This window comes from Microbulbifer sp., from assembly GCF_036563125.1.
In the GTDB taxonomy this organism is placed as follows: Bacteria; Pseudomonadota; Gammaproteobacteria; order Pseudomonadales; family Cellvibrionaceae; genus Microbulbifer.
Window position 1 is genome coordinate 20,593 of sequence record NZ_DATCMV010000068.1, and the last position, 21,609, is coordinate 42,201.

The following is a 21,609-nucleotide window of genomic DNA, read 5'->3' on the forward strand; positions in this document are numbered from 1 at the left end:
CATGCCTTGGTCTAACACTTAAGACTAATTTAAACTTGTTAACATTCATTAAATTTTTCTTAAGTAAAAATCCAGGGTGAGCCCAGTGAGTACAACCGTCAAACAGTTGCGTGCCTTTGTGGCAGTAGCCAGAACGCGCAGCCTCGCCGAGGCCAGCGCCCAGCTACACGTATCCCAGCCGGCCATCTCCATCGCCATCCGCAGCCTGGAAGATTCCCTCGGTGGCCCCCTGTTCAGCCGCGACGCCCGCCAGCTGGTTCTCACCCCGGAGGGCGCCACCTTTGTCGAGCGCGCCCAACAATTGCTACACAACTGGGACAACACCCTGGACGCGGTACAGCAGCGTTTTCGCCTGCAACAGGGGCAGCTGTCTATTGCCGCCATCCCCGCTTTCGCTCTGAACCAGTTGCCGGAACTCTTGCGGGAATTTCACCAACGGCATCCCGATATCAATATCGTGCTGGAAGATATTGTGATGGAGCGGGTGGTACATGCGGTACAGCAGGGGCGCGCGGAACTGGGTATCAGTTTCCGCCCGGACGATCTCGGCAACCTGAGTTTTACCCCCATCGGCGACGACCGCTTTATCGCGGTACTGCCCGCCGGCCACCGGCTACAGCGCAGAAAGGCCCTGCGCTGGCAGGATCTCGCCCGCGAACCGTTTATTGCCATGAACCGGGGATCGGCAGTGCGCCGCTGGACGGATATCGCCTTCTCCCAGAATAAGGAAGAAGGCGCACAACCCCGGCTGCTGTGCGAGGCAAACCAGCTCAGCACCATCGGCAGGCTGGTACAGACCGGGCTGGGAGTGAGCGCCGTGCCCAGCCTGTGTGAAGCGCAAATGCAATCCTACGGGCTGATCTGCAAACCGCTGACCGAGCCGGCTCTCACCCACCAGGTGGGGGTTCTGGTGCGCGAATCCGGCACACTGTCTGCGCCGGCGCAGGCGTTTTTATCCGTGGCGCTCGGCAGCCCGCAAGCCGCGGAAAAATCCAAATAAACACCTGACAAATATGAACGGCTTACCGACTAAAAAAAACCGGCCAGAGGCCGGTTCTTGATTCGGTGCAGGGGCTCTGCCTACTGCGCAGTAGCCCGAAGCATCCATGCGGTTTTCTCGTGTACGCGCATACGGTCGGACACCAGCGCCGAGGTGGATTCATCATCGCCGTCCTGAGCTGCTTTTAGTACCTCGCGACAGGTTTTCACTACCTGCTCGTGGCCCTGGGTAAGGATACGCACCATGTCTTCCGCAGCCGGCACATCTTCCACCTCCTTGATGGAGCTGAGTCCCGCAAACGCCTTATACGTACCCGGCGCCACCACATCCAGGGTGCGGATACGCTCGGCAATATCGTCAACCGCCGTCGCCAATTCGGTGTACTGCTCTTCGAACATCAGATGCAATTCACGAAACAGACGACCGGTAACATTCCAGTGGAAATAGTGGGTCTGCAGGTACAGGGTGTAGGAATCTGCCAGCAGTCGCTTTAGCCCATCCGCGATTTTTTCACGATCCTTTGCACCAATTCCGATATCAATATTGCTCATCAGCAACCTCTTTTTCTGGCTCGGTTCAATCCTTTAGCGGAACTGGTCTGCCCGCAGATACTCTGCTTGGAGCAGTCGTTTTCCAGCCCGACAAACATTACCGGATGATGTCACTGGCATCAGTGGCATCATCTGATTTACATCAAGTCGTGCGTAATACTAACGTCAGTAATCGTTTTTCAAACCCCCGGCGCGATTGAGTATGAATATGCGGTCAATAGCCACACCCAATCGCCAACAGTGGATTACCAACCGCATTCGCGATCTTTGTTCTGCTCCTGCAGGTAAACCATCAGAGGCTGGAAGTAATCCACGATCGCAGAAGCGTCGAGTTCGCGCTGGCCGGTGAGAGCCTCCATGGCATCCGGCCACGGCTTGCTTGCGCCCATTGCCAGCATGTTGCGCAGTTTTTTACCTGCAGCTTCATTTTTGAATATGGAACAGCGGTGTAGCGGGCCGGTTTCCCCTGCGGCTTCGCACAGTGCACGGTGGAACTGGAACTGCTGGATACGCGCAAGGAAGTAACGCGCATACGGGGTATTGCCCGGAATATGGTATTTGGCGCCCGGATCGAAGTTGGCTTCACTGCGCGCGACTGGAGCCTGAATGCCCTGGTACTCTTCCCGCAGTTTCCACCACGCCTTGTTGTAGTCACCCGGCTGCACTTCACCGTTGAAAACCTGCCAGCGCCACTTGTCCACCAGCAGGCCAAAGGGCAGGAAGGCAATCTTGTCCAGCGCCTGCTGCATCAGATAGCCGAGATCCTTGTCCTCACCGGGGATTTCGTCCATCAGGCCGATTTGCTTCAGGTATTTCGGCGTGATGGACAGCGCAATAGTATCGCCCACGGCTTCGTGGAAGCCGTCGTTAGCGCCTTCTTTATAGAGGAAAGGTTGGTCGCTGTAGATGCGCTGATAAAAGTTGTGCCCCAGCTCGTGGTGGACGGTGATCAGGTCTTCGCCTGTTTTGTTGATGCACATCTTGATGCGGATATCGTCCTTGCCATCCAGATCCCAGGCACTGGCGTGGCACACTACATCGCGATCCCGCGGCTGCACAAACTGCGAACGCTCCCAGAAAGTTTCCGGCAGCGGCTTGAAGCCCAGGGAGGTAAAGAACGTCTCCCCCGTCTTCACCATATCCTTCTCACTCATGCCGGAATCCACCACCAGCTGGGTGAGGTCGTAAGGCGCCTGCATATCGTCATCTTTGACGATGTCGTAAATGTTGCCCCACTCCTGGGCCCACATGTTACCCAGCAGGTGCGCGGGGATCTTGCCGGTAGCCGGGGCCACTTCATCCCCATAGTGCTCGTTCAGTTTTGCGCGCACGTGGCAGTGAAGCGCCTCATACAGCGGCTTCACCTTGTTCCACTGATTGTCCATATCCGCGGCGAAAGTATCCGCCGGCATGTCGTATTTGGAGCGCCACATCACACTGAGGTTGTCGTAGCCGAGCTCGTTGGCACCGGCGTTGCCGATCTCCACCTGGCGCTCGTACAGCGGCTTCATCGGCGGTGCTACCTTGCGCCAGCCTACCCACAGGTCCTTCAGCTGTTTCGGGTCGCGACTGTTGGCCATGATCTGGCCCATTTCGGTCAGGGTGTAACACTTGCCCTCGGTTTCAGCGCTGCCCTCCCCTTCCTGCTCAGCAGCCTTCTGGTCGGGGCAGTATTTGCCGGCGCCGTACATGCCCTGCAATTTTGAACCGATCTGGGCTAGCTCCGCGGTCAGCTTGGGATCTTTCGGCGCGGGAAATACCAGCCCCTGCTTCAGCATGGTAAGCATGCGGCGGGTTTCCGGGTCCAGGTCGGCGCCGTCAAACTTCGCAGCCTCCTGTGCCAGCTCCACTGCAAGCGCGGTATAGCGCTCAACCGCCAGCGCCTCGGTGTACTGGGAGTCCATATTGATATAGGTGGAAGCTACCCAACTGGCATGGCTGACCTCCTCCGCCATTTTCTCAAGACGCTCCTGGGCGCTGTCGAGAAATGCCTTGGCATCGGCGCCGGAGGTACCGGTCGACGCAGACTGGGTGCCGGCCGCAGCGGGGGCCGGGGCGGCGGCTGCGTCGGCAGAGGCATTATCGGCAGTCGTGGCGACTTCCGTTTCCAGCACTTCCGGTTTGTCGCTTCCACGATCACATCCCGCTACCGCCAGGGTGGCAGCAGCAATTACCAACGCGAGCTTTTTCATCGGCATCCTCTGGTCTTTTTTCGAATTATTTACGGAGTCAGCCCCAAATACGGGGAGGAACAAATTGAATGACTGTCGCGGTTTATAGCACATGCACCGGATCCGCCGGGACGACGCCACAGCACAAGCGAACACATCGGCACAATATTCCCCATATCACCGAGGGTCTGGGGAATAATGTTGCACGATCAGGCGACAGGCACAATCAACGCGAAAGCGGCGGCGAGCGGAATCTGGTCAGACTGCCGATCAGTGGCAAAAGAGAAAAGTTTGAACGAAAGAAAGGGAAGGAAAATTGGAGGCAGCCCAACCAGCACACCCTCGGCACATGATGTCACTGCTACCGTTGCTCCCTTCCGGGCCTGGCGGGGTTCACAGCTAATCATTGCGAGGAGACCGGAAGGGCCGCCATCACGCTCGAGCACTCAGATTAGCGCAGCCTGTTGCTGGTGCAAGAGCTGCTCTGCGGTCGGTAACTGCCTTGTGGCATAGACCGCCGTACTCGAAGAGGGCGCGATTATAGAGACTCAAGGCGCCAGGTGCCAGCCCCAATTCCACTTTGTTGACGCGACAATGCAAAATCCTGGGTCAAAAGGTCAATTTGGGCCCTCAAATGGCTATACTGTGCCGCGCCCAAAACCGGGCGAGATGTCACTGTTACCGGAATCAATATGCACCTGTTTGTCGACAGCCTTACCAACGTGGACTTCAGCTATCTCCACCACAGCCGCGGCATCGTGGGTGAAACCTGGCTCGCCAACGCCGCACTCGACGGCGCGCTGGATCATCAGGGCATGGTGTGTGATTTCGGCATCGTAAAAAAGACCCTGCGCAACTGGCTCGACAGCGAGCTGGACCACCGTTTGTTAGTACCTACGAACGCCCCCAATCTGAAACTTACCGAAAACGGCGGACAGATTGAGCTGGAATGGAAACTGGAAAGTGGCAAAACCATTTCGGTCAGCGGACCTGCGCAAGCATTCGCACTGGTGAGCGCCGACAGCATTGCCCCTGAATCCGTGGCCGCCTGGTGTGTGCAGCAGCTGGATGGCGTTTTCCCCACCAGCGTCGATCGCCTGCGCCTGGATTTCACCAGCGAAATTATCGACACCCCCTACTACCACTACAGCCACGGCCTGAAAAAACACGACGGCAATTGCCAGCGTATCGCCCATGGCCACCGCTCCCGGATTCGCATCGACCTGGATGGCGAGCGCAACAGTGCGCTTGAAGCCGAGTGGGCCGAGCGCTGGAAAGACATCTATCTCGGCACCCGTGAAGACCTGGTCAAACAGGATACCGACACACTGCACTTTGCCTACCAGGCGCGGCAGGGGGATTTCACCCTGAGTATTCCCGCAAGCTGCTGCGAGCTGCTGGACTGCGACACCACGGTGGAACAACTGGCCCAATATATTGCCGAACAACTCGCCGCGGCCAATCCCGGACGCGACATATGTGTGCGCGCCTACGAGGGTATCGGCAAGGGCGCCGTGGCCAGCGCGAGGCGCTGAGGCCATGAACCTGGTCATTCTTGAGCCCGGGGATTTTTTATCCTCCGCGCCCACGTCCCCGCAGATCGCTCTGCTTCGCGGCCGGCGCCTGCAGCATATTCTCGAGGTACACCGCGCCGAGGTGGGCGATGTACTGAAAGTCGGGCTGCTCGATGGCGACATCGGTGAAGGCAGAGTCCTGAAGCGCGAAGAAGGCGGAGTCACCCTGGAGGTTACCCTGCACCGCGCGCCGCCTCCCCCGCTGCCCCTGACCCTGATTCTGGCGCTGCCGCGCCCGAAAATGCTGAAGCGCACCATCCAGCACGCGACAGCGCTCGGCGTAAAGAAGCTTTACCTGATCAACAGTTACCGGGTAGAAAAATCTTATTGGCAGAGCCCCTGGCTTGCCACCGAACAACTGCGCGAGCAGTGCCTGCTGGGATTGGAGCAGGCTGTGGATACCGCCATGCCACAGCTTGAGCTGCGCAAACGCTTCAAACCATTTGTGGAAGATGAGCTGCCCGCAATCGCTGCGGACTCCCTCAAGCTGGTCGCCCACCCCGTCACCGACACACCCTGCCCGGTGGACATTCAACAACCGACCACCCTGGCAGTGGGCCCGGAAGGCGGGTTCATTCCGTACGAAGTGGAAAAGCTGCAGGAAGTCGGATTCCAGTCGGTGCACCTCGGGCCGAGAATTCTGCGAGTGGAAACCGCACTGCCGGTATTGCTGAGCCGGCTTTTTCCAGGGCGTTAATGGCGTTTTCCGGGGCGCCAGGAAAGCCGCACACGGAAAACAAACAAGACATAAAAAAGCCGCGCTAAAAAGCGCGGCTGCAAAGGCAGATAAGACACTGCCGGGTCTCACAGAGCGGGGCGTGGGGACGCCCCGGAAGAGAACCTGTATGAAAATGTTTTGGCGTAGTTACCGCGATCAGGCGGCCGCGTCGGAGGCGATCGCGGACTTCTGCAGTGCCAGTTTCGGGTCTACGAATTCGTAGCCCAGTACATCGGCAACCGCCTTGTAAGTCACCATCCCAGCGTGCACGTTCAGGCCTTCCAGCAGGTTGGCGTCGTCCAGCAGCGCCTGCTTGGCACCTTTGTTCGCCAGCGCAACCGCAAACGGCAGGGTCGCGTTGTTCAGCGCCATGGTGGAAGTACGGGCAACACCGCCGGGCATGTTGGCCACGCAGTAGTGCACCACGCCGTCTACGACGTAAGTCGGCTCCTGGTGAGTGGTCGCCTTGGAGGTTTCGAAGCAACCGCCCTGGTCGATGGCCACGTCCACTACCACCGCGCCTTTCTTCATGCGGCTGATATGATCGCGGGTCAGCAGTTTCGGTGCGGCCGCACCGGGGATCAGAACCGCGCCAATCACCAGATCCGCTTCCAGAGCGTGCTGCTCAATGGCGTCATTGGTGGAGTATTCAGTGCGCACTGCACCGCCAAAAATATCGTCCAGCTGACGCAGACGCGGCAGCGAGCGATCCAGAATGGTCACATCCGCGCCCATGCCCAGAGCCATCTTGGCTGCGTTGGCACCAACCACACCGCCACCGATAATCAGTACTTTTGCCGGCGCAACACCAGGCACGCCGCCCAGCAGTACACCCAGGCCACCCTGAGCTTTTTCCAGGTGGTGAGCACCGCACTGCACGGACATACGGCCGGCCACTTCAGACATCGGCGCCAACAGCGGCAGGCCGCCAAAGCGATCGGTTACGGTTTCATAGGCGATGCAGGTCGCGCCGGACTTCACCAGCAGTTCGGTCTGCTTGGGATCGGGCGCCAGGTGCAGGTAGGTATACAGCAGCTGACCCGGGCGCAGCATTTCGCACTCGTGGGGCTGGGGCTCTTTTACCTTCACGATCATATCCGCAGAGGCAAAAATTTCTTCGGGGGTGTCGATAATCTTGGCACCCGCCTGCTCATACATTTCGTCGGTAAAGCCAATGGCTGAACCGCCATCTTTCTGCACGATTACTTCGTGGCCATGGCCTACCAGTTCACGGACGCTGGCCGGAGTCAGACCAATACGATACTCGTGGTTTTTGATCTCTTTCGGGACACCGATCAACATAGCAACTCTCCTCAATACTCTGTTTAGTGAGCGCAATCTGGTGCGCCCCTTCTTTGTTGGATTTGTGCAGTATAAGAGCGCTTAACGAGTGGATTTCAGTACATTTTCAACTGTTACCAGTTGAATCAACTGGTTAATTGGCGCAAAGTACGCTTTTTCGCCAAAAAGAACCCATGTCGGGGGTTGAGACATGTCAAGTAGGCAAACCGCGACCATCCCGTCACCAAAACAAACAGTGATTGACGGCCGATGGCCAACTTACGGAGCAATACATGAAACGGCGTGCCAATGAGCTCAGCACCATTGATCGCAATATTCTGCGCGTCCTGCAAAAGAACGGGCGCACCAGCTATGCAGAGCTGGCCCGTCAGGTGGGGCTCACCCCCACACCCTGTGTCGAACGTGTAAAAAGAATGGAATCCGATGGTGTGATCCAGGGATATACCGCCCTGATCAATCCGGAATTTCTCGATGCCGCACTGGTGGTGTTTGTCCAGATCAGCCTGAATCGCTCAGCCCAGGACGCCTTCGAGGCATTCCGCAATGCCGTCTCCGCGCTCCCAGAGGTGCAGGAGTGCTATCTGGTGTCGGGAAATTTTGATTACCTGATCAAGGCACGGGTGGCGGATATGAGCGCTTACCGCAGATTTTACGGTGAAACCCTGCTGACCCTGCCGGAAGTGCAGGAGTGCACCAGCTATGTGGTAATGGAACAGGTGAAGGAAACCCTGGAGGTACCGGTCCACTACAACCGCTAAAACCGCTAACTCCCATCAAAGTGGCGCTGACCTTGTCCTCGCAAAATGAAGCGCCACCACTACATTGCAGCCCTTGGCGCCACACCAAGCGCCGATTTCATGAAATGTGCGCCGAAACAAGAATCTAGCGCCAACTATCATTCCACTCCGCAACGCTTAACCCCATACCCTCTAGGATTAAGGGAAGTAGGTTTATTGACTCAAGTTGCGGGAAATGATGTACCAATCTCTACGTAACCTCTTTCACTGGCGGAATGTTTTATTTGCGGCGTGCCTACTTCCAGCTGGCTGCGGAGATAAAGAGGCCGCCAAACCCACGCCGCCCCCGAAAAAAGTCGAAGTTGTTGAAGCCAAATTCATGAGCTTCAGACCGAGCTTTGAAGTACCCGCCGTGGTAGAAGCCGTGGAGACCGCGCAGATTTTCCCTCTGGTCGCTTCAAGAATCCTCTATCAAAACATCTCACCCGGTAAGTATTTCAGGCAGGGGGAGGAACTTGTAAGACTGGATCCGTACCCCTTCGAAACGAAAGTTGCCACGGCGGAATCCAGCATCGCTGAAGCGATGTCAAATTATGAACAGGCGAAGGCCAACTTTATTCGCGCACGGAACCTGCGCCCCCAGGGTTATATATCCGCTAAAGATTTTGACACTGCAAAATCCGCCATGCAGGCAGCGGAAGCGCAACTCAACACAGCGCAGACCTCGCTTTACCAGGCAAAACAAGACCTTTCACACACTTCGATTGTCGCGCCCTTTTCCGGACGTGTGGGGCATCCCAATTACGCCGTAGGCGACTTTTTCATCCTCCCCAACTCGGTGCCAATTACCCAGCTGGTCAAGGTAGACCCGGTGTACGTACTTGCCCACATCGGCCAGAAAGCCTACAACGAGTTTTACAGTGCAGTGGAAAAACTGAAGCAACAGGGCCGCGCAATTCCGAATATGGAGCTGTATATCGTCCTGCCGGGCGATACCGTATATCCGTTCAAGGGCGAGTTCTTTTCCTGGGACGCCACGGCCGCCGCCACCCGCGGTACCGTCGCTGCTCGTGTGCTGTTCCACAACCCCGATGGCCTGCTTCTCCCCGAGGAAAACGTCACGCTACACGGCAAACTCCTCGAAGAAGTTCAGCGTATTGTCATCCCCCAGAAAGCCGTATCGCAGGACCAGCAGGGGCACTTCGTCTATCTGCTCGACAAGGAAAACAAGGTCAAACGGGCCAATATTGAAGTCGGCATGCGCATCGGACCCAACTGGGCCGTGCCAAAGGGCCTGAAAGTCGGTGACAGGGTGCTGGTGGAAGGCCTGCAGAAAGTGAGCCCAGGGGATGAGGTCGAAGTCACCCCGGTTGAAATCAAGCAATTCGAAGAGCAGACGCCTCCGAGTCTGCGTCCCCCGCCCCACTCCCTGCGCGAACAGCTGCGCAGAGAGCGGGAGGCTTTCCAGGAATATCAGAAGTCGAGCATGGAAGTGAATCAGGGGAACCAACCCGGCGACGTCTATATGCCCGAAGACATCGGCAAGTAACACGGACGGAAGCGTTGTGAGCGAAAACACACACTTGTTCATCCGCCGCCCGCGATTTGCCTTTGTAATCGCCATCCTGATTACCTTCCTCGGCCTGCTCTCAGCACTCGTGATGCCGGTGGATCAGTACCCGGATATCGCGGCGCCAAAAATTTCCGTGGTTGCGGTTTACCCCGGTGCGGATGCCGAAACGGTAAAAAACGCGGTCGCGATACCCATTGAAGAGCAGGTAAACGGTGCCGAGGGTATGGTTTACATGACCTCCAACTCCGGTAGTGATGGCACTTACACGCTGTTCATGACGTTCGACATGGATACCGATGACGACATGGCGCAGGTGGATGTGCAGAACCGGGTGGCACTGGCAGAGCCATCTCTCCCTCCAGAAGTATTGAAGCGCGGCATCAAGGTCCGCAAACGCTCCTCCGACATGCTGATGGTGGTCAACCTGTTCTCTCCGGACAACCGCTTCGACGGCGTATTCCTGTCCAACTTTGCCTCGCTCAACCTGCTCAACGAACTTGCCAGAGTACCGGGTGTAGGGGAGGCAAATATCATCGGCCCGCTGGATTACGGTATGCGGATCTGGCTCGACCCGGTGAAGATGGCGAATCTTGAAATTTCCGTGCCCGAGGTCCTGGGCGCGATTCAGGAACAGAACATCCAGGCCGCGGTCGGCCAACTCGGTTCACCGCCGTCGCCGGAGTCCACTCAGTTCCAATATGTGCTCACCACCAAAGGCCGGCTGAACTCGGAGGAAGAATTTGGCGAGATCGTACTGCGCGCCGATGAAAAAGGCGGTGTCGTGCGCATCAAGGACATCGCGCGTGTTGAGCTAGGTGCCCAGATATACAAAGGCTACGGCGAATACAACAATGGCCCCGGTGTTCTGCTGGCGATTTACAAATTGTCCGATGCCAACGCGTTGGAAGTGGCCGAGAATGTCAAAGCGAAAGTGGAGGAACTTTCGCAATATTTCCCCGAAGGGGTTGAAGCGGTCATCGGTCACGACACCACAGAGTTTATTGCCGTATCTCTGGAAGAAACCGTTTTCACTCTGATTATGACCATCATCCTGGTCATCATCGTCACCTACCTGTTCCTAGGTAACGTGCGTGCGGCGTTAGTGCCTACCCTGGCGGTGCCAGTGTCTATTATCGGCACGCTCGCGGTACTCAATGCGATGGGAATGACGATCAACACCGTGACACTGTTCGGCCTGATCCTCGCAATCGGCGTGGTGGTCGACGATGCCATCATCGTCGTCGAGGACGTAGAGCGGATCATGCATGATGAAGGGCTGGATAAGCGCGCCGCCACCGCCAAGGCCATGAAAGAAGTATCCGGACCGATTGTGGCCACGTCCATGGTGCTGGTGGCCGTATTCGGCCCCACCATGTTACTGCCGGGCATGACCGGGCGAATGTTCGGCCAGTTCGGCACCACCATTACGGTTTCGGTACTGATCTCCATGGTCAACGCACTGACCCTGAGCCCGGCGCTGTGCTCGACCATTTTGAAGGAGGGCCACAGCAAGCCCAATCCGGTGATTCGCGGCTTCAACTGGGGCTTTGAAAGGGTTTCCAGGGGTTACCTTAAAATCGTGGACTGGCTCGCCCGGCATATATTGATCAGCCTGGCAGTTATTGCCGGCCTGTTCGTCTGCCTGTTCCTGCTGTTTCAATCCGTGCCGCGAAGCTTTATCCCGGATGAAGACAAGGGCTACTTCATGATCGACATCTCACTGCCGGAAGCCGCGTCACTGGAGCGTACCGCCGCGGTCGTCGACCAGATCAATGAAGTTCTGATGCAGGATCCCGCCATCGATAAGGTGCTGTCAGTGAATGGTTTCAGTGTGCTGAACGTCATGCTGCAATCGAATGCCGGCATGGTGATCGCCAAGCTTAAGCCCTGGGACGAACGCAAATCACCGGATGTGTCTCAGCAGGCATTGCAACAAAAATACCAAGCGCAATTCGCGCAGCTGCCGGAGGCCCAGGTGCTGGTATTTGGCGCACCCGCCATTCCCGGTCTCGGTACCATGGCCGGCTTCTCATTTATGCTCGAAGATACCCAGGGGGTCGGCGCCCAGGAACTGTTCAAAGTGGTACAGGATTTCTCTGCGGCCGCCACCGAACAACCGGAAATTGCGCGCGCCTTCTCGATTTTCAAGGCTGGCTCACCGCAGATTCGCCTGGATATCGATCGGGTAAAAGCGAAGACCCTGGGGGTAAAAATCAGCGATATTTTCCTGACGCTGCAAACCCAGCTCGGCGCCATCTACGTCAACGATTTCAACCTGTACAACAAGACCTTCAAGGTCATGGTGCAGGCCGATTCCCGATTCCGCCAGCAGGAACGGGATCTGGAGAAAATCTATATCAGCAACAACAAAGGCGAACCGATACCGCTACCCGCCATCCTGAGTACCGAGCCGATTCTGGGGGCGGTGACCCTCAAACGGTACAACACCTATGACGCGGCGAAAGTCAGCGGTGGCCCGAATGTCGCCGGGGGCTTCAGTTCCGGAGACGCCATGGACGCGCTCGAACGCGTGGCCATAGAAACACTCCCCGAAGGTTTCAAATACGACTGGTCCGATTCCAGCTTCGAGGAACGCAAAGCCGGCAATGCGTCCACCATCGCCCTTGGGCTCTCTCTGATTTTCACTTTCCTGTTCCTCGCGGCGCTGTATGAGTCTTTCCTGACCCCGTTCGCGATTATCCTGTCGGTGCCAATCGCCATCGTCGGTGCCATTGCGGCACTGCTGATAGCCCGGGAGCCCCTCAGCCTGTACGGCCAGATTGGGCTTGTGCTGCTGGTAGCCTTGGCCGCGAAAACCGCGATCCTGATCGTCGAGTTCGGCAAAACCCAGCGCGAGATCGAGAGACTGCCATTGCACGACGCCACGGTGACCGCAGCCCGCCTGCGTTTCCGTCCGGTCATCATGACAACCCTCTCATTCGTGGTGGGTTCCATCCCGCTGGTGATTGCCTCCGGCGCCGGCGCTGCCAGCCGTATATCCCTGGGCACCGCGGTTATGGGTGGCACAATCATGGCCTGTATTGCCGGCACTCTGCTGGTGCCGATCTTTTTCAAGATCGTTCAGGGCCTGCGTGAAAAAGTGCACGGCGGTGAAACCGGACCCAGCGCGAGGAGTTCGCGGGACGAAGATTCGTTGGGCACTGAAAGCTGATACTTTCGCGGGCAACGCCAATAGATTGGGATTACGGTACTGATCAAAACAAAGACCGGGCAATCGCCCGGTCTTTGTTTAATGAGAATCGCAAATCAGTATTTGATACCGAGCTTGCGGTAGAGAAAGGCAATCACCCAGGCCGGGCCGATTAGCAAGAACTGGATATCCTTGAAAAAAGAAGGCTTCTTGCCCTCGACGTGGTGCCCGATAAACTGAAACACCCACATCACCACAAACACCCCTACAGACCACCACAACACGCTCTGTCCAGCCGCCTGCAACGCACTGCAGACCCACAGACACAGTGCGGATATCCCCAGCATCCCGAGCGCCAGAGGAAGGGACATCAGCAGGTAAAACAGAATCGTCGGCACCATTGCCACCACCGCCCAGTTCAACCAGGACAACTGCGCCATCCATTGGGGCTGCGGGATCGACCATAACAGTCCGACTACGGTCAGATAGATCAGGGGGACGGCCACCCAGTGGATGGCCTTATTGGTGGGGTTCTGGTGGCTCTCGCCATATTCGCTGAACCACTGCTCTGCGCTGCGCATGGTTTTCCCTCGCCTTGGCTGTTATTCGGGTTGTTATTGGGATTGGCTCTGGGACGATGGTACTTCAAGTGAAATACAAAACCGAGCAGTCAAAATGCTCAAAAAACCATACCGAAATTTTCAATCGCACCGCCGCCGGCTTCACCTGCGCACACAGGCATCCAACTGTGCCCGGTACAGCTCGGCCATGCTGTCGTCATAACAGCAGAAAATAATATGGCGCGGTCCACCTTCTCGCTCCAGGTGATGCTGCACCTGCTCTACCGCAATTTCCACGGCCAGTTCGGGGGGGTAATCGTAAACCCCGCAGCTGATGGCGGGAAACGCGATGGAGTGGACATTTTCACGGCGGGCGAGATTCAGGCACTGGCGGTAACAGCTGGCCAGCAACTCCGGCTCACCCAGATTACCGCTTCGCCAAACCGGGCCGACCGTGTGATAGATACGTTTGACTGGCAGGCGGAACCCGGGAGTGGCACGCACTTCGCCCACCGGACAGCCACCAATCTGGCGGCAGGCTTCGAGCAATTCCGGTCCCGCCGCACGGTGGATGGCGCCATCCACGCCACCGCCACCGAGGAGCCTCTGGTTGGCTGCATTGACGATTACATCTACATGCAACCGAGTGATATCACCGAGGTGTACTTCGATCACTCCAACTACTCCAACCGCGGCACCAACCGTCAATTCCGCATCGCTGCGTCAGTGCCGCAATCAGACTGCTGCTACTGCCCCATTAACTGACGGTGGCGCGTGGATATTCCTTCGGGGCAATGTGTCACGGCACTAACTAAAACAATAGCAGCTGCGGAGAGTACAAAGCCCGGCAGAAGCTCGTATATGTCGAAGATTCCTCCGGAAAGCTGCTTCCACACCACCACGGTTGTACCACCCACCAGCACCCCGGCGATGGCACCGGCACCGGTCATGCGCGACCAGTACAGACTGATCAGGATCGCCGGGCCAAATGCTGCACCGAGTCCTGCCCACGCATAGGCCACCACATCGAGCACCTTGGAATCCGGGTCCATCGCCACGCCGACGGCAATCAGCGAGAGCGCAACCACCGCCCAGCGACCGACCTTCACGATGCTCTCGGAACTGGCCTTTTTACCGAACCAGACGTGGTACATATCCTCCGCGAGCGCCGCGGATGACACCAGTAACTGGGAATCGGCGGTACTCATGATCGCCGACAGAATCGCGGCCAGCAGAATGCCCGCTACCAGTGGGTGGAACAGAGCCTCGACCAGCGCCATAAACACACGCTCGCCGTCCGGCAGTGTCTGCGCCAACTCCAGATGCCCGAACAATCCCACGCACATGGCGCCGAGGAAACCGGCCAGCGACCACACCGCGGCCACCCCCGCTGCGATGGGCATATCATCCGGGTGCCGCAACGCCTTGAAACGCGCAAGGATATGCGGCTGCCCGAAATACCCGAGCCCCCAGGCGAGCGAACTCAGAATCGCGGCGACGCTTAATGTGGCGCCGGTATTGTCCATCATCCAGTGCATCAGCTCCGGATGCTGCTCCTTCATCGTTGTCCAGGCAGTGCCCAGACCGCCTTCATCGGAGATCACCATCACCGGTACGATCACCAGCGCCAGGCTCATCAGCAACCCCTGGATCACATCCGTCCAGGAAACCGCGAGAAAACCACCGAACAGCGTATAGGAAATCACCGCCAGCGCGCCGATGATCACCGCCCACTGGTAGTCCCAGCCGAACACGGTTTCAAACAGCTTGCCGCCGGCAATCAGACCGGAAGCCACGTAAAACAGGAAAAACAACAGGATAAAAAAGGCACAGATGGTGCGCAGATACGGATGCCCGAGATTAAAACGACGGTGCAGGTAGGCGGGCACCGTGAGCGAATCGTCCAGCGCGTAAGAATATATCCGCAGGCGCCGAGCCATCGTCGTCCAGCTCAGCAAAATGCCACTGAACAAACCGATCGCGATCCATCCGGAAGAGAGGCCAACCGTATAGGCCGCTCCCGGCAGGCCGAGCAATAGCCAACCACTCATATCCGAAGCGCCAGCGCTCAGTGCCGCCACCGCCGGCGGCAGCGAGCGCCCGCCGAGAAAATAGTCGCTGGCATCCTTGGTGCGCAGGTATGCGTAAACACCGATTGCAAGGATCAAGGCCAGGTAGGCGATAAACGTTAAGGCGATTACCCATTGTCCGGACATGTAGGATTCCCCGTCAGAATTGGCAGACCCGGCCATCTTTGGCGAAAGAATAGGCTGAATCCGTCGTTATTAGTCTTTATTGCGCGCAAATCTACCTATTTGCTGGCGGTTACTCAATCGGCAAACTAAACCAAGGGTTAAGAACAGTAACTGGAAGCTACCACGGATGACGTTTCCAGACTGAGCAGTAAGGGAATAGCAAAGAAATATGGGTATTTGTCTCGACGAACTGCGCCTGCTCGTCGTTCGTCCCACACTCAAACAGTTGCGTGCCTGGTCACCGGGGATGGAATCACTGCTCCTCGGAACCGCAGCACAGGAATCCGAACTCGGATTCCACCTCAAACAGGGCTCGCGCCACGGTATGGGCATATTCCAGATTCTGCCCAGTACCCACCGACAGGTATGGGACAGATACCTGATCAACTTCCCCGCGCTCGCCTCAAAAGTACGCGGGCTCGCCAGCCAGCGAGACTTCCTGCAGCACCCCCACGCCGAACTCGCCACCAACCTGCGCTACGCCACCGCCATCGCCTGGCTGGTGTACCGCGCCGCTGGAGTGGAAACGGTCGAGAGCGGCGATCTGCCGCGTATGGCCAAACTCTGGAAAAAACACTTCCATCACGGCCCCAGTGCCCGCCTGCGGGATTTTGTCGACAGCTACTGCAAACTGATTAGACCTTCAGAAGTTTCGCGGCCCGAAAACAAAACAGCCGCGGACAAAACCGCGGCTGCATCGAAAACGGACACGTTGCTGTTAGAGGACGAGGCAACTACAGATTGCGCGCCTCAATATACAGCGGCCGCGACTCCTCAGCAGGAGCCAGCTCACTCTCCAGATCCTCATCGCGGGCATCTTCGGGAATCCAGGAATCCACATACTGCTCGATCGAACGCGCGTCCGCCGCAGGTGCGGGTTTAGAGCGGTCGAGCTCCAGGCTCTCGAAGTCGTACAGATCCCGATCCGCCAACTGTGACGGAGACACGCGTGTGAGCGCGGCGAAAATATTGTCACTGCGACCGGGGAATTTCCGCTCCCAGTCATTCAGCATGCCCTTGATCGCTTGGCGCTGCAGATTCTCCTGACTGCCGCACAGGTTGCACGGAATGATCGGGAACTGCTTGTGGTCCGCAAACGCGATCAGATCCGTCTCACGGCAGTACGCCAGCGGGCGAATCACAATATTGCGCCCATCATCGGCACGCAGTTTCGGCGGCATCGCCTTGAGACGGCCGCCGTAAAACATATTCAGAAACAGGGTCTCGACGATATCGTCCTTGTGGTGCCCCAGCGCCACCTTGGTGGCCCCAATCTCCTCGGCGAAACCGTACAGCGTGCCGCGACGCAGGCGTGAGCAAAGGCCACAGGTGGTCTTGCCCTCCGGTATCACCTCTTTCACCACACTGTAGGTGTCCTTGTTCACGATGTGATAAGGCACCCCGATAGACTGCAGGTACTCCGGCAGAATGTGCTCCGGAAAACCCGGCTGCTTCTGGTCCATATTCACCGCAACCAGCTCAAAATTTACCGGCGCGGTCTTTTGCAGATTCATCAGGATTTCCAGCATCGCGTAGGAATCCTTACCGCCAGACAGGCACACCATCACCTTGTCGCCCTCTTCAATCATGTTGAAGTCGGCGATCGCCTTGCCCACATTGCGGCGCAGGCGCTTTTGCAGCTTGTTGAACTCCAGCCGGTCGCGGCGGTTTTCCAGATCAGACATGGGTAAATCTCGAAAAATCTTCAGGCTCCCCTCGCAGGTCAGCAGGGAAGGAATACTACGATGCGAAGGCGCTGTCGGCGTGGAAGCCTTTGCGGGACCTTCCGCGAGAGGGACCTCGCGGAAGAGCCCCCATGGATGGGTTCACGGCGTGTCCCGCGAAGGCTTCCACGGCGACAGTGCCGCCTCGAACCCGACTACGGAGTTCCCCCCGAGGGTCCAAAGAAAATCAGGGCGCGATTGTACGCTTTCCGATCAAGAAGTGCACAGGCTATTGGACCGGGTGTCCACATTGCCTTTCATTATGGATTCCAGACACGGCCACACATGCTCCAGCAGCGCCGGCTGGGCCTTGGCGGTGGGGTGTATACCATCGTTCTGCATGGCCCCCTCCACCAGCGCCACCGTCTCCAGGAAGAACGGCACCAACGGCACCTGCTCTGCAGCCGCCACCTGCGGATATACCGCCGCAAACGCCTGGGTGTACGCCTTGCCGTAATTGGGCGGCATCTGCATACCCAGCAGCAGTACCTCAGCCCCCTGCTCCCGCGCCAGTTGCACCATCCGCACCAGATTCTGTTGCAACGCCCGTGGCGGATAACCCCGCAAGCCGTCATTGCCCCCCAGCTCCACCACCAGCCACTTTGGCCCGTGCTCGCTAAGCAGTCGCGGCAAGCGCGCCAGGCCACCGGCGGAAGTCTCCCCGCTCACACTCGCATTCACCACCTTCACCGCAAGATCTTTCTCCTCAAGCCGATCCCGCAGCAACTGCACCCAGCCCTCGCGCTCGTCAATGCCATAAGCCGCGCTGATACTGTCCCCAAGAATCAACAGTGTCTTGCTACCGTCTGCGGCCCCCTGTGCATCCGCTTTCGCCACACCAGCGTAAACAAGTGCGATCAACAGCAGACCACGCGGGATAAAACCGGTGGTGAGATACCGGAAAAGAACTGCCGTCATGTCATACTCTCCAACTCACAATCAACGTGCATTTTGCAGGAAATCCAGGGACTTGCCATGTCAGTGATGCTCAAAGCCGAAAACCTACACCACCGGGTCAATACCAGCGAAGGCCCGCTGACACTACTGAATGACATCTCCCTGCAGCTTCCCGCCGGCCAGAGCCTCGCCATCACCGGCGCCTCCGGCTCTGGCAAATCCACCTTGCTGGGCCTGCTGGCGGGGCTCGACCGCCCCAGCGAGGGCAAGATCTGGTTGGCGGGAGAAGAAATTACCGCCATGGACGAAGAACAGCGCGCAGCCCTGCGGGCCCGCTGTGTGGGCTTTGTGTTCCAGACCTTCCAGCTGCTGCCCGGCCTTACTGCCCAGGAAAATGTCATGCTGCCCAGCGAACTGCGCGGAGAGCGCAACGCCGGCAAGCGCGCGCAGGAATTCCTTGAACGGGTCGGCCTCGGCCACCGCCTGCACCACTACCCCCGCCAGCTCTCCGGCGGCGAGCAGCAGCGGGTGGCCATCGCCCGCGCGTTTTGCAGCATCGCCAACACCGGTTCGACCACCGGCAGCGGCATCCTGTTCGCCGACGAACCCACCGGCAGCCTCGACGCCCACAACGGCGAAAAGGTCATCGACCTGCTGTTTAACCTCAACGGGGAAATCGGCACCACCCTGGTACTGGTCACCCACGAGCAGCGCCTTGCCGCGCGCTGCGGCGCCCACCTGCGCATGACTGCGGGAGAGATCACCGCCGGCGACCTTCCCGGCTCACTGGCGGAGGTATCCGCCTGATGCTGCCGCTAAAACTGCTGGGCCGTGACTGGCGCGGTGGCGAACTGGCACTGATCGCCACCGCCCTGGTGCTGGCGGTGAGCTGCGTCACCGCCATCGCCCATTTCTCCGATCGTCTCACCCGCGCCATGTACATCCAGTCGCAGAGTTTTCTCGCGGCGGAGCGGGTGGTGCAGAGCAGCACCGAAGTCCCTGCGGAATGGCTGACCAAGGCGGGGGAAATGGGCCTGCAGCAGGCAGAGACCGTCGAATTCGCCTCTATGCTGTCTGCCGGGGACGAATTCCAGTTCGCCTCGGTAAAGGCGGTCAGCGACCGCTATCCGCTGGTGGGCCATCTGGAGATGCGCACAACTCCGGACGATGAACCCCGCGAAACCCGCCAGGGCCCCGCCCCCGGCCAGGTGTGGCTGGAAGCACGCCTGCTGCCGCTGATGAACCTTGCAATCGGCGACCCGTTGCAGTTGGGCGACAGCAATTTCACCGTGGCCGGCATTCTTGACCACGAACCGGACCGCGGTACCAACCTGTTTTCCATGGGCGCGCGGTTGATGATGAACCAGTCCGACCTCGCCACCACCAATATCCTGCAACCCGGCAGCCGGGTCACCTACCGCTATCTGTTTGCCGGCGATGACGCCGCACTGAAGCAATACTTCCAGTGGCTGAAGCCCCAGCTCACCGACCACCAGCGGGTGATCGACCTGGAGGAAGGCCAGCCGCGGGTTGCGCGCACCCTCGACCGCGCCGAGAGTTTCCTGTTCCTCGCCGCCAGTCTCGCGGTATTGCTGGCGAGCGTCGCTGTCGGCCTCGCCGCCCGCCGCTACGGCCTGCGTCACGCCAACTATGTGGCGGTGATGAAAAGCCTCGGCGCCGGCAAAAACAAAATCCTCGGCATCTACCTCGGCCAGATGACCGCGCTCGCGCTGATCGCCACAACCGTCGGTCTCGCCATCGGCTCGCTGATCCAGTCCCAGGCAGTAAACCTGCTGGAGGGCTTCTTCCCGGTCACCCCGCCCCCCAGCGGCTGGCAACCGCTGCTGGTCGGTCTCGCCACCGGCATCGCCTGCGTGATCGGCTTTGCCCTGCCCCCACTGTTCCGCCTGGCCCAGACCGATCCAATGCAGACCCTGCGGCAGGACTGGAGCAACCCGGACAAACGCGAGTGGCTGGGGCTGATCCCCGGCCCACTGTCCATGCTGCTACTGATCTGGTGGCTCTCCGGCAGTATCGCCATCACCGTGGCCCTGCTCGCGGGACTTGGCTTGCTAGTGGTTGGTGCCGCCGTAATCAATCGCGTGCTGGTGCGCGGCAGGCTCGCGGCCCTCGGCGGCAGCTGGCGCATTGCGCTCGGCAGCCTGCAGCGCCGCGCCGGCTTCAACACCCTGCTGATCGCCGCCTTCGGCACTGGTCTGCTCGCCATGCTCGCCATGTTCTACGCGCGCACCGCGTTGATCGACGAGTGGAAAATGCAGCTGCCGGAAAACGCCCCCAACCACTTCCTCATCAACATCGCGCCCTACGAACTGGACGGTGTTAAACAGAAAGTCGAAAGCAGAAATCTCGAGGGCACCGAGTTCTACCCCATGGTGCGCGGCCGCCTGATCGCCGTAAACGGCACCCCGGTGGAGGAACGGGAACAGAAAGACGGCGCCATCCGCCGCGAACTCAACCTCAGCTGGACCGACACCCTGCCCGCCGACAACAAAATCGTCGCCGGTGAATGGTGGAACGACAACCTCGATGAAGGCGTATCGGTGGAAGTCGAAGTCGCCGCGCGACTCGGCCTCAGCCTCGGCGACGTACTGCGCTTTTCCATTGGCGGCCTGGAAACCGAAGCCAAAATCACCAGCCTGCGCACCCTCGACTGGAACAGCATGCGCCCCAACTTCTTCATGCTGTTTGCCCCGGGTAGCCTGGATACCTTCCCGGCCACCTACATCCAGAGCTTCTACCTGCCGCCGGAAGACAAGCTGTTCATCAATGAACTGGTGAAAAACTTCCCCAGCGTCAGCATCATCGAACTGGACAAAATCCTGGAAAACATCCGCGAAACCATCGGTCAGGTCGCCATCGCCGTGGAATCCGTGCTCGCGCTGATGCTGGTAGCCGGCGTACTGGTACTGATCGCCGGCGTGCGCGCCAGCATCGCCGAACGTTTGCAGGAAGCCGCCGTAATCCGCACACTGGGCGGCCGCCGGCAGTTGCTGATCCGCAGCCTGGTGATTGAATTCGGCCTGCTCGGTATCGCCGCAGGCCTTCTCGCCGCCATCGGCACCGAAGCGACCCTCGCCGTGCTGACCCAGCGGGTATTCGATATGCCGTTCCACTTCCATCCGGGACTGTGGCTGCTGGGGCCCCTGGCGGGTGCACTGCTGGTAGGTACTGCCGGCACACTGGCGTGCCGAAGCGCGGTGAGCCAGCCGCCGCTCAAAGTTCTGCGGGAACTGGCATAAACCAAAATCAGCGAGCGCTAACGAAGCTCAGAAATCAGATGCGAAGGTGAAGTGCCGGGGATCTGTTTTCGGAAGCGTCGGCGACAGGGACGTCGCCGACGCAGCTTACAGGGATGTATTCATAGCGGTTCCGAAA

The 21,609-nt window shown here is 58.6% G+C and carries 17 protein-coding genes and 1 other RNA gene; 8 read left to right on the plus strand and 10 right to left on the minus strand.

Annotated elements, in window-relative coordinates; translation table 11 throughout:
- The first annotated feature begins 85 nt into the window (after positions 1–85).
- The gene (locus tag VIL80_RS05540) at positions 86–1,000 is read left to right on the plus strand and encodes a LysR family transcriptional regulator (RefSeq protein WP_332035152.1); all 915 of its coding nucleotides are present in this window, start codon (positions 86–88) and stop codon (positions 998–1,000) included.
- An 80-nt stretch (positions 1,001–1,080) separates the two neighbouring features.
- Here the strand turns inward: VIL80_RS05540 and VIL80_RS05545 are convergent, their stop codons facing one another.
- The 3 genes from VIL80_RS05545 to ffs form a co-directional block, all read right to left on the minus strand.
- Complete coding sequence (locus tag VIL80_RS05545) at positions 1,081–1,551, minus strand: Dps family protein (RefSeq protein ID WP_332035153.1); 471 nt, start codon at positions 1,549–1,551, stop codon at positions 1,081–1,083.
- A gap of 245 nt (positions 1,552–1,796) precedes the next feature.
- Complete coding sequence (locus tag VIL80_RS05550) at positions 1,797–3,743, minus strand: M2 family metallopeptidase (RefSeq protein WP_332035154.1); 1,947 nt, start codon at positions 3,741–3,743, stop codon at positions 1,797–1,799.
- 305 nt (positions 3,744–4,048) lie between these two features.
- Positions 4,049–4,145, minus strand: an RNA gene (gene ffs, locus VIL80_RS05555) — signal recognition particle sRNA small type.
- A 269-nt stretch (positions 4,146–4,414) separates the two neighbouring features.
- On the opposite strand from ffs, the gene VIL80_RS05560 reads away from it, so the two are divergent.
- Complete coding sequence (locus VIL80_RS05560; protein ID WP_332035155.1) at positions 4,415–5,257, plus strand: 6-carboxytetrahydropterin synthase; 843 nt, start codon at positions 4,415–4,417, stop codon at positions 5,255–5,257.
- A gap of 4 nt (positions 5,258–5,261) precedes the next feature.
- On the plus strand, positions 5,262–5,993 hold the full coding sequence (locus VIL80_RS05565) for a 16S rRNA (uracil(1498)-N(3))-methyltransferase (protein ID WP_332035156.1): 732 nt from the start codon (positions 5,262–5,264) through the stop codon (positions 5,991–5,993).
- 177 nt (positions 5,994–6,170) lie between these two features.
- Here the strand turns inward: VIL80_RS05565 and ald are convergent, their stop codons facing one another.
- Entirely contained in the window at positions 6,171–7,316 is a 1,146-nt protein-coding gene (gene ald / locus VIL80_RS05570) for an alanine dehydrogenase (protein ID WP_332035157.1), read from the minus strand.
- Between the two features lie 272 nt (positions 7,317–7,588).
- Between ald and VIL80_RS05575 the strand changes: the two genes are divergently transcribed.
- From VIL80_RS05575 to VIL80_RS05585, 3 genes are all read left to right on the plus strand, one after another.
- A complete protein-coding gene (locus VIL80_RS05575) occupies positions 7,589–8,074 on the plus strand; it encodes an Lrp/AsnC ligand binding domain-containing protein (RefSeq protein WP_318953698.1) in 486 nt (161 codons plus the stop codon).
- A 214-nt stretch (positions 8,075–8,288) separates the two neighbouring features.
- Entirely contained in the window at positions 8,289–9,602 is a 1,314-nt protein-coding gene (locus VIL80_RS05580) for an efflux RND transporter periplasmic adaptor subunit (RefSeq protein WP_332035158.1), read from the plus strand.
- 16 nt (positions 9,603–9,618) lie between these two features.
- The gene (locus VIL80_RS05585) at positions 9,619–12,798 is read left to right on the plus strand and encodes an efflux RND transporter permease subunit (RefSeq protein ID WP_332035159.1); all 3,180 of its coding nucleotides are present in this window, start codon (positions 9,619–9,621) and stop codon (positions 12,796–12,798) included.
- A gap of 95 nt (positions 12,799–12,893) precedes the next feature.
- On the opposite strand, the gene VIL80_RS05590 is transcribed toward VIL80_RS05585, so the two are convergent.
- From VIL80_RS05590 to VIL80_RS05615, 6 genes are all read right to left on the minus strand, one after another.
- Positions 12,894–13,358, minus strand: coding sequence for an Mpo1 family 2-hydroxy fatty acid dioxygenase (locus VIL80_RS05590; protein ID WP_332035160.1), 465 nt, complete (start codon positions 13,356–13,358; stop codon positions 12,894–12,896).
- A 141-nt stretch (positions 13,359–13,499) separates the two neighbouring features.
- Positions 13,500–14,012 (minus strand): O-acetyl-ADP-ribose deacetylase, encoded by a 513-nt coding sequence (locus tag VIL80_RS05595; protein WP_332035161.1) that lies wholly within the window; start codon positions 14,010–14,012, stop codon positions 13,500–13,502.
- Positions 14,013–14,083: 71 nt separating this feature from the next.
- Positions 14,084–15,553 (minus strand): sodium/proline symporter PutP, encoded by a 1,470-nt coding sequence (putP, locus tag VIL80_RS05600; protein WP_332035162.1) that lies wholly within the window; start codon positions 15,551–15,553, stop codon positions 14,084–14,086.
- 442 nt (positions 15,554–15,995) lie between these two features.
- Positions 15,996–16,175, minus strand: a complete 180-nt coding sequence (locus VIL80_RS05605; protein ID WP_332035163.1) for a hypothetical protein — start codon at positions 16,173–16,175, stop codon at positions 15,996–15,998.
- 151 nt (positions 16,176–16,326) lie between these two features.
- The gene (gene ttcA, locus VIL80_RS05610) at positions 16,327–17,277 is read right to left on the minus strand and encodes a tRNA 2-thiocytidine(32) synthetase TtcA (RefSeq protein WP_332035164.1); all 951 of its coding nucleotides are present in this window, start codon (positions 17,275–17,277) and stop codon (positions 16,327–16,329) included.
- 252 nt (positions 17,278–17,529) lie between these two features.
- Positions 17,530–18,234 carry an arylesterase gene (locus VIL80_RS05615; protein ID WP_332035165.1) on the minus strand — a complete coding sequence of 235 codons (705 nt, stop codon included), beginning with the start codon at positions 18,232–18,234 and terminating at the stop codon, positions 17,530–17,532.
- A 57-nt stretch (positions 18,235–18,291) separates the two neighbouring features.
- Between VIL80_RS05615 and VIL80_RS05620 the strand changes: the two genes are divergently transcribed.
- Positions 18,292–19,020 (plus strand): ABC transporter ATP-binding protein, encoded by a 729-nt coding sequence (locus tag VIL80_RS05620; RefSeq protein ID WP_332035166.1) that lies wholly within the window; start codon positions 18,292–18,294, stop codon positions 19,018–19,020.
- Positions 19,020–21,473, plus strand: coding sequence for an ABC transporter permease (locus VIL80_RS05625; protein ID WP_332035167.1), 2,454 nt, complete (start codon positions 19,020–19,022; stop codon positions 21,471–21,473). The genes VIL80_RS05620 and VIL80_RS05625 overlap by 1 nt, the downstream gene beginning before the upstream one ends.
- Positions 21,474–21,609: the final 136 nt, after the last annotated feature.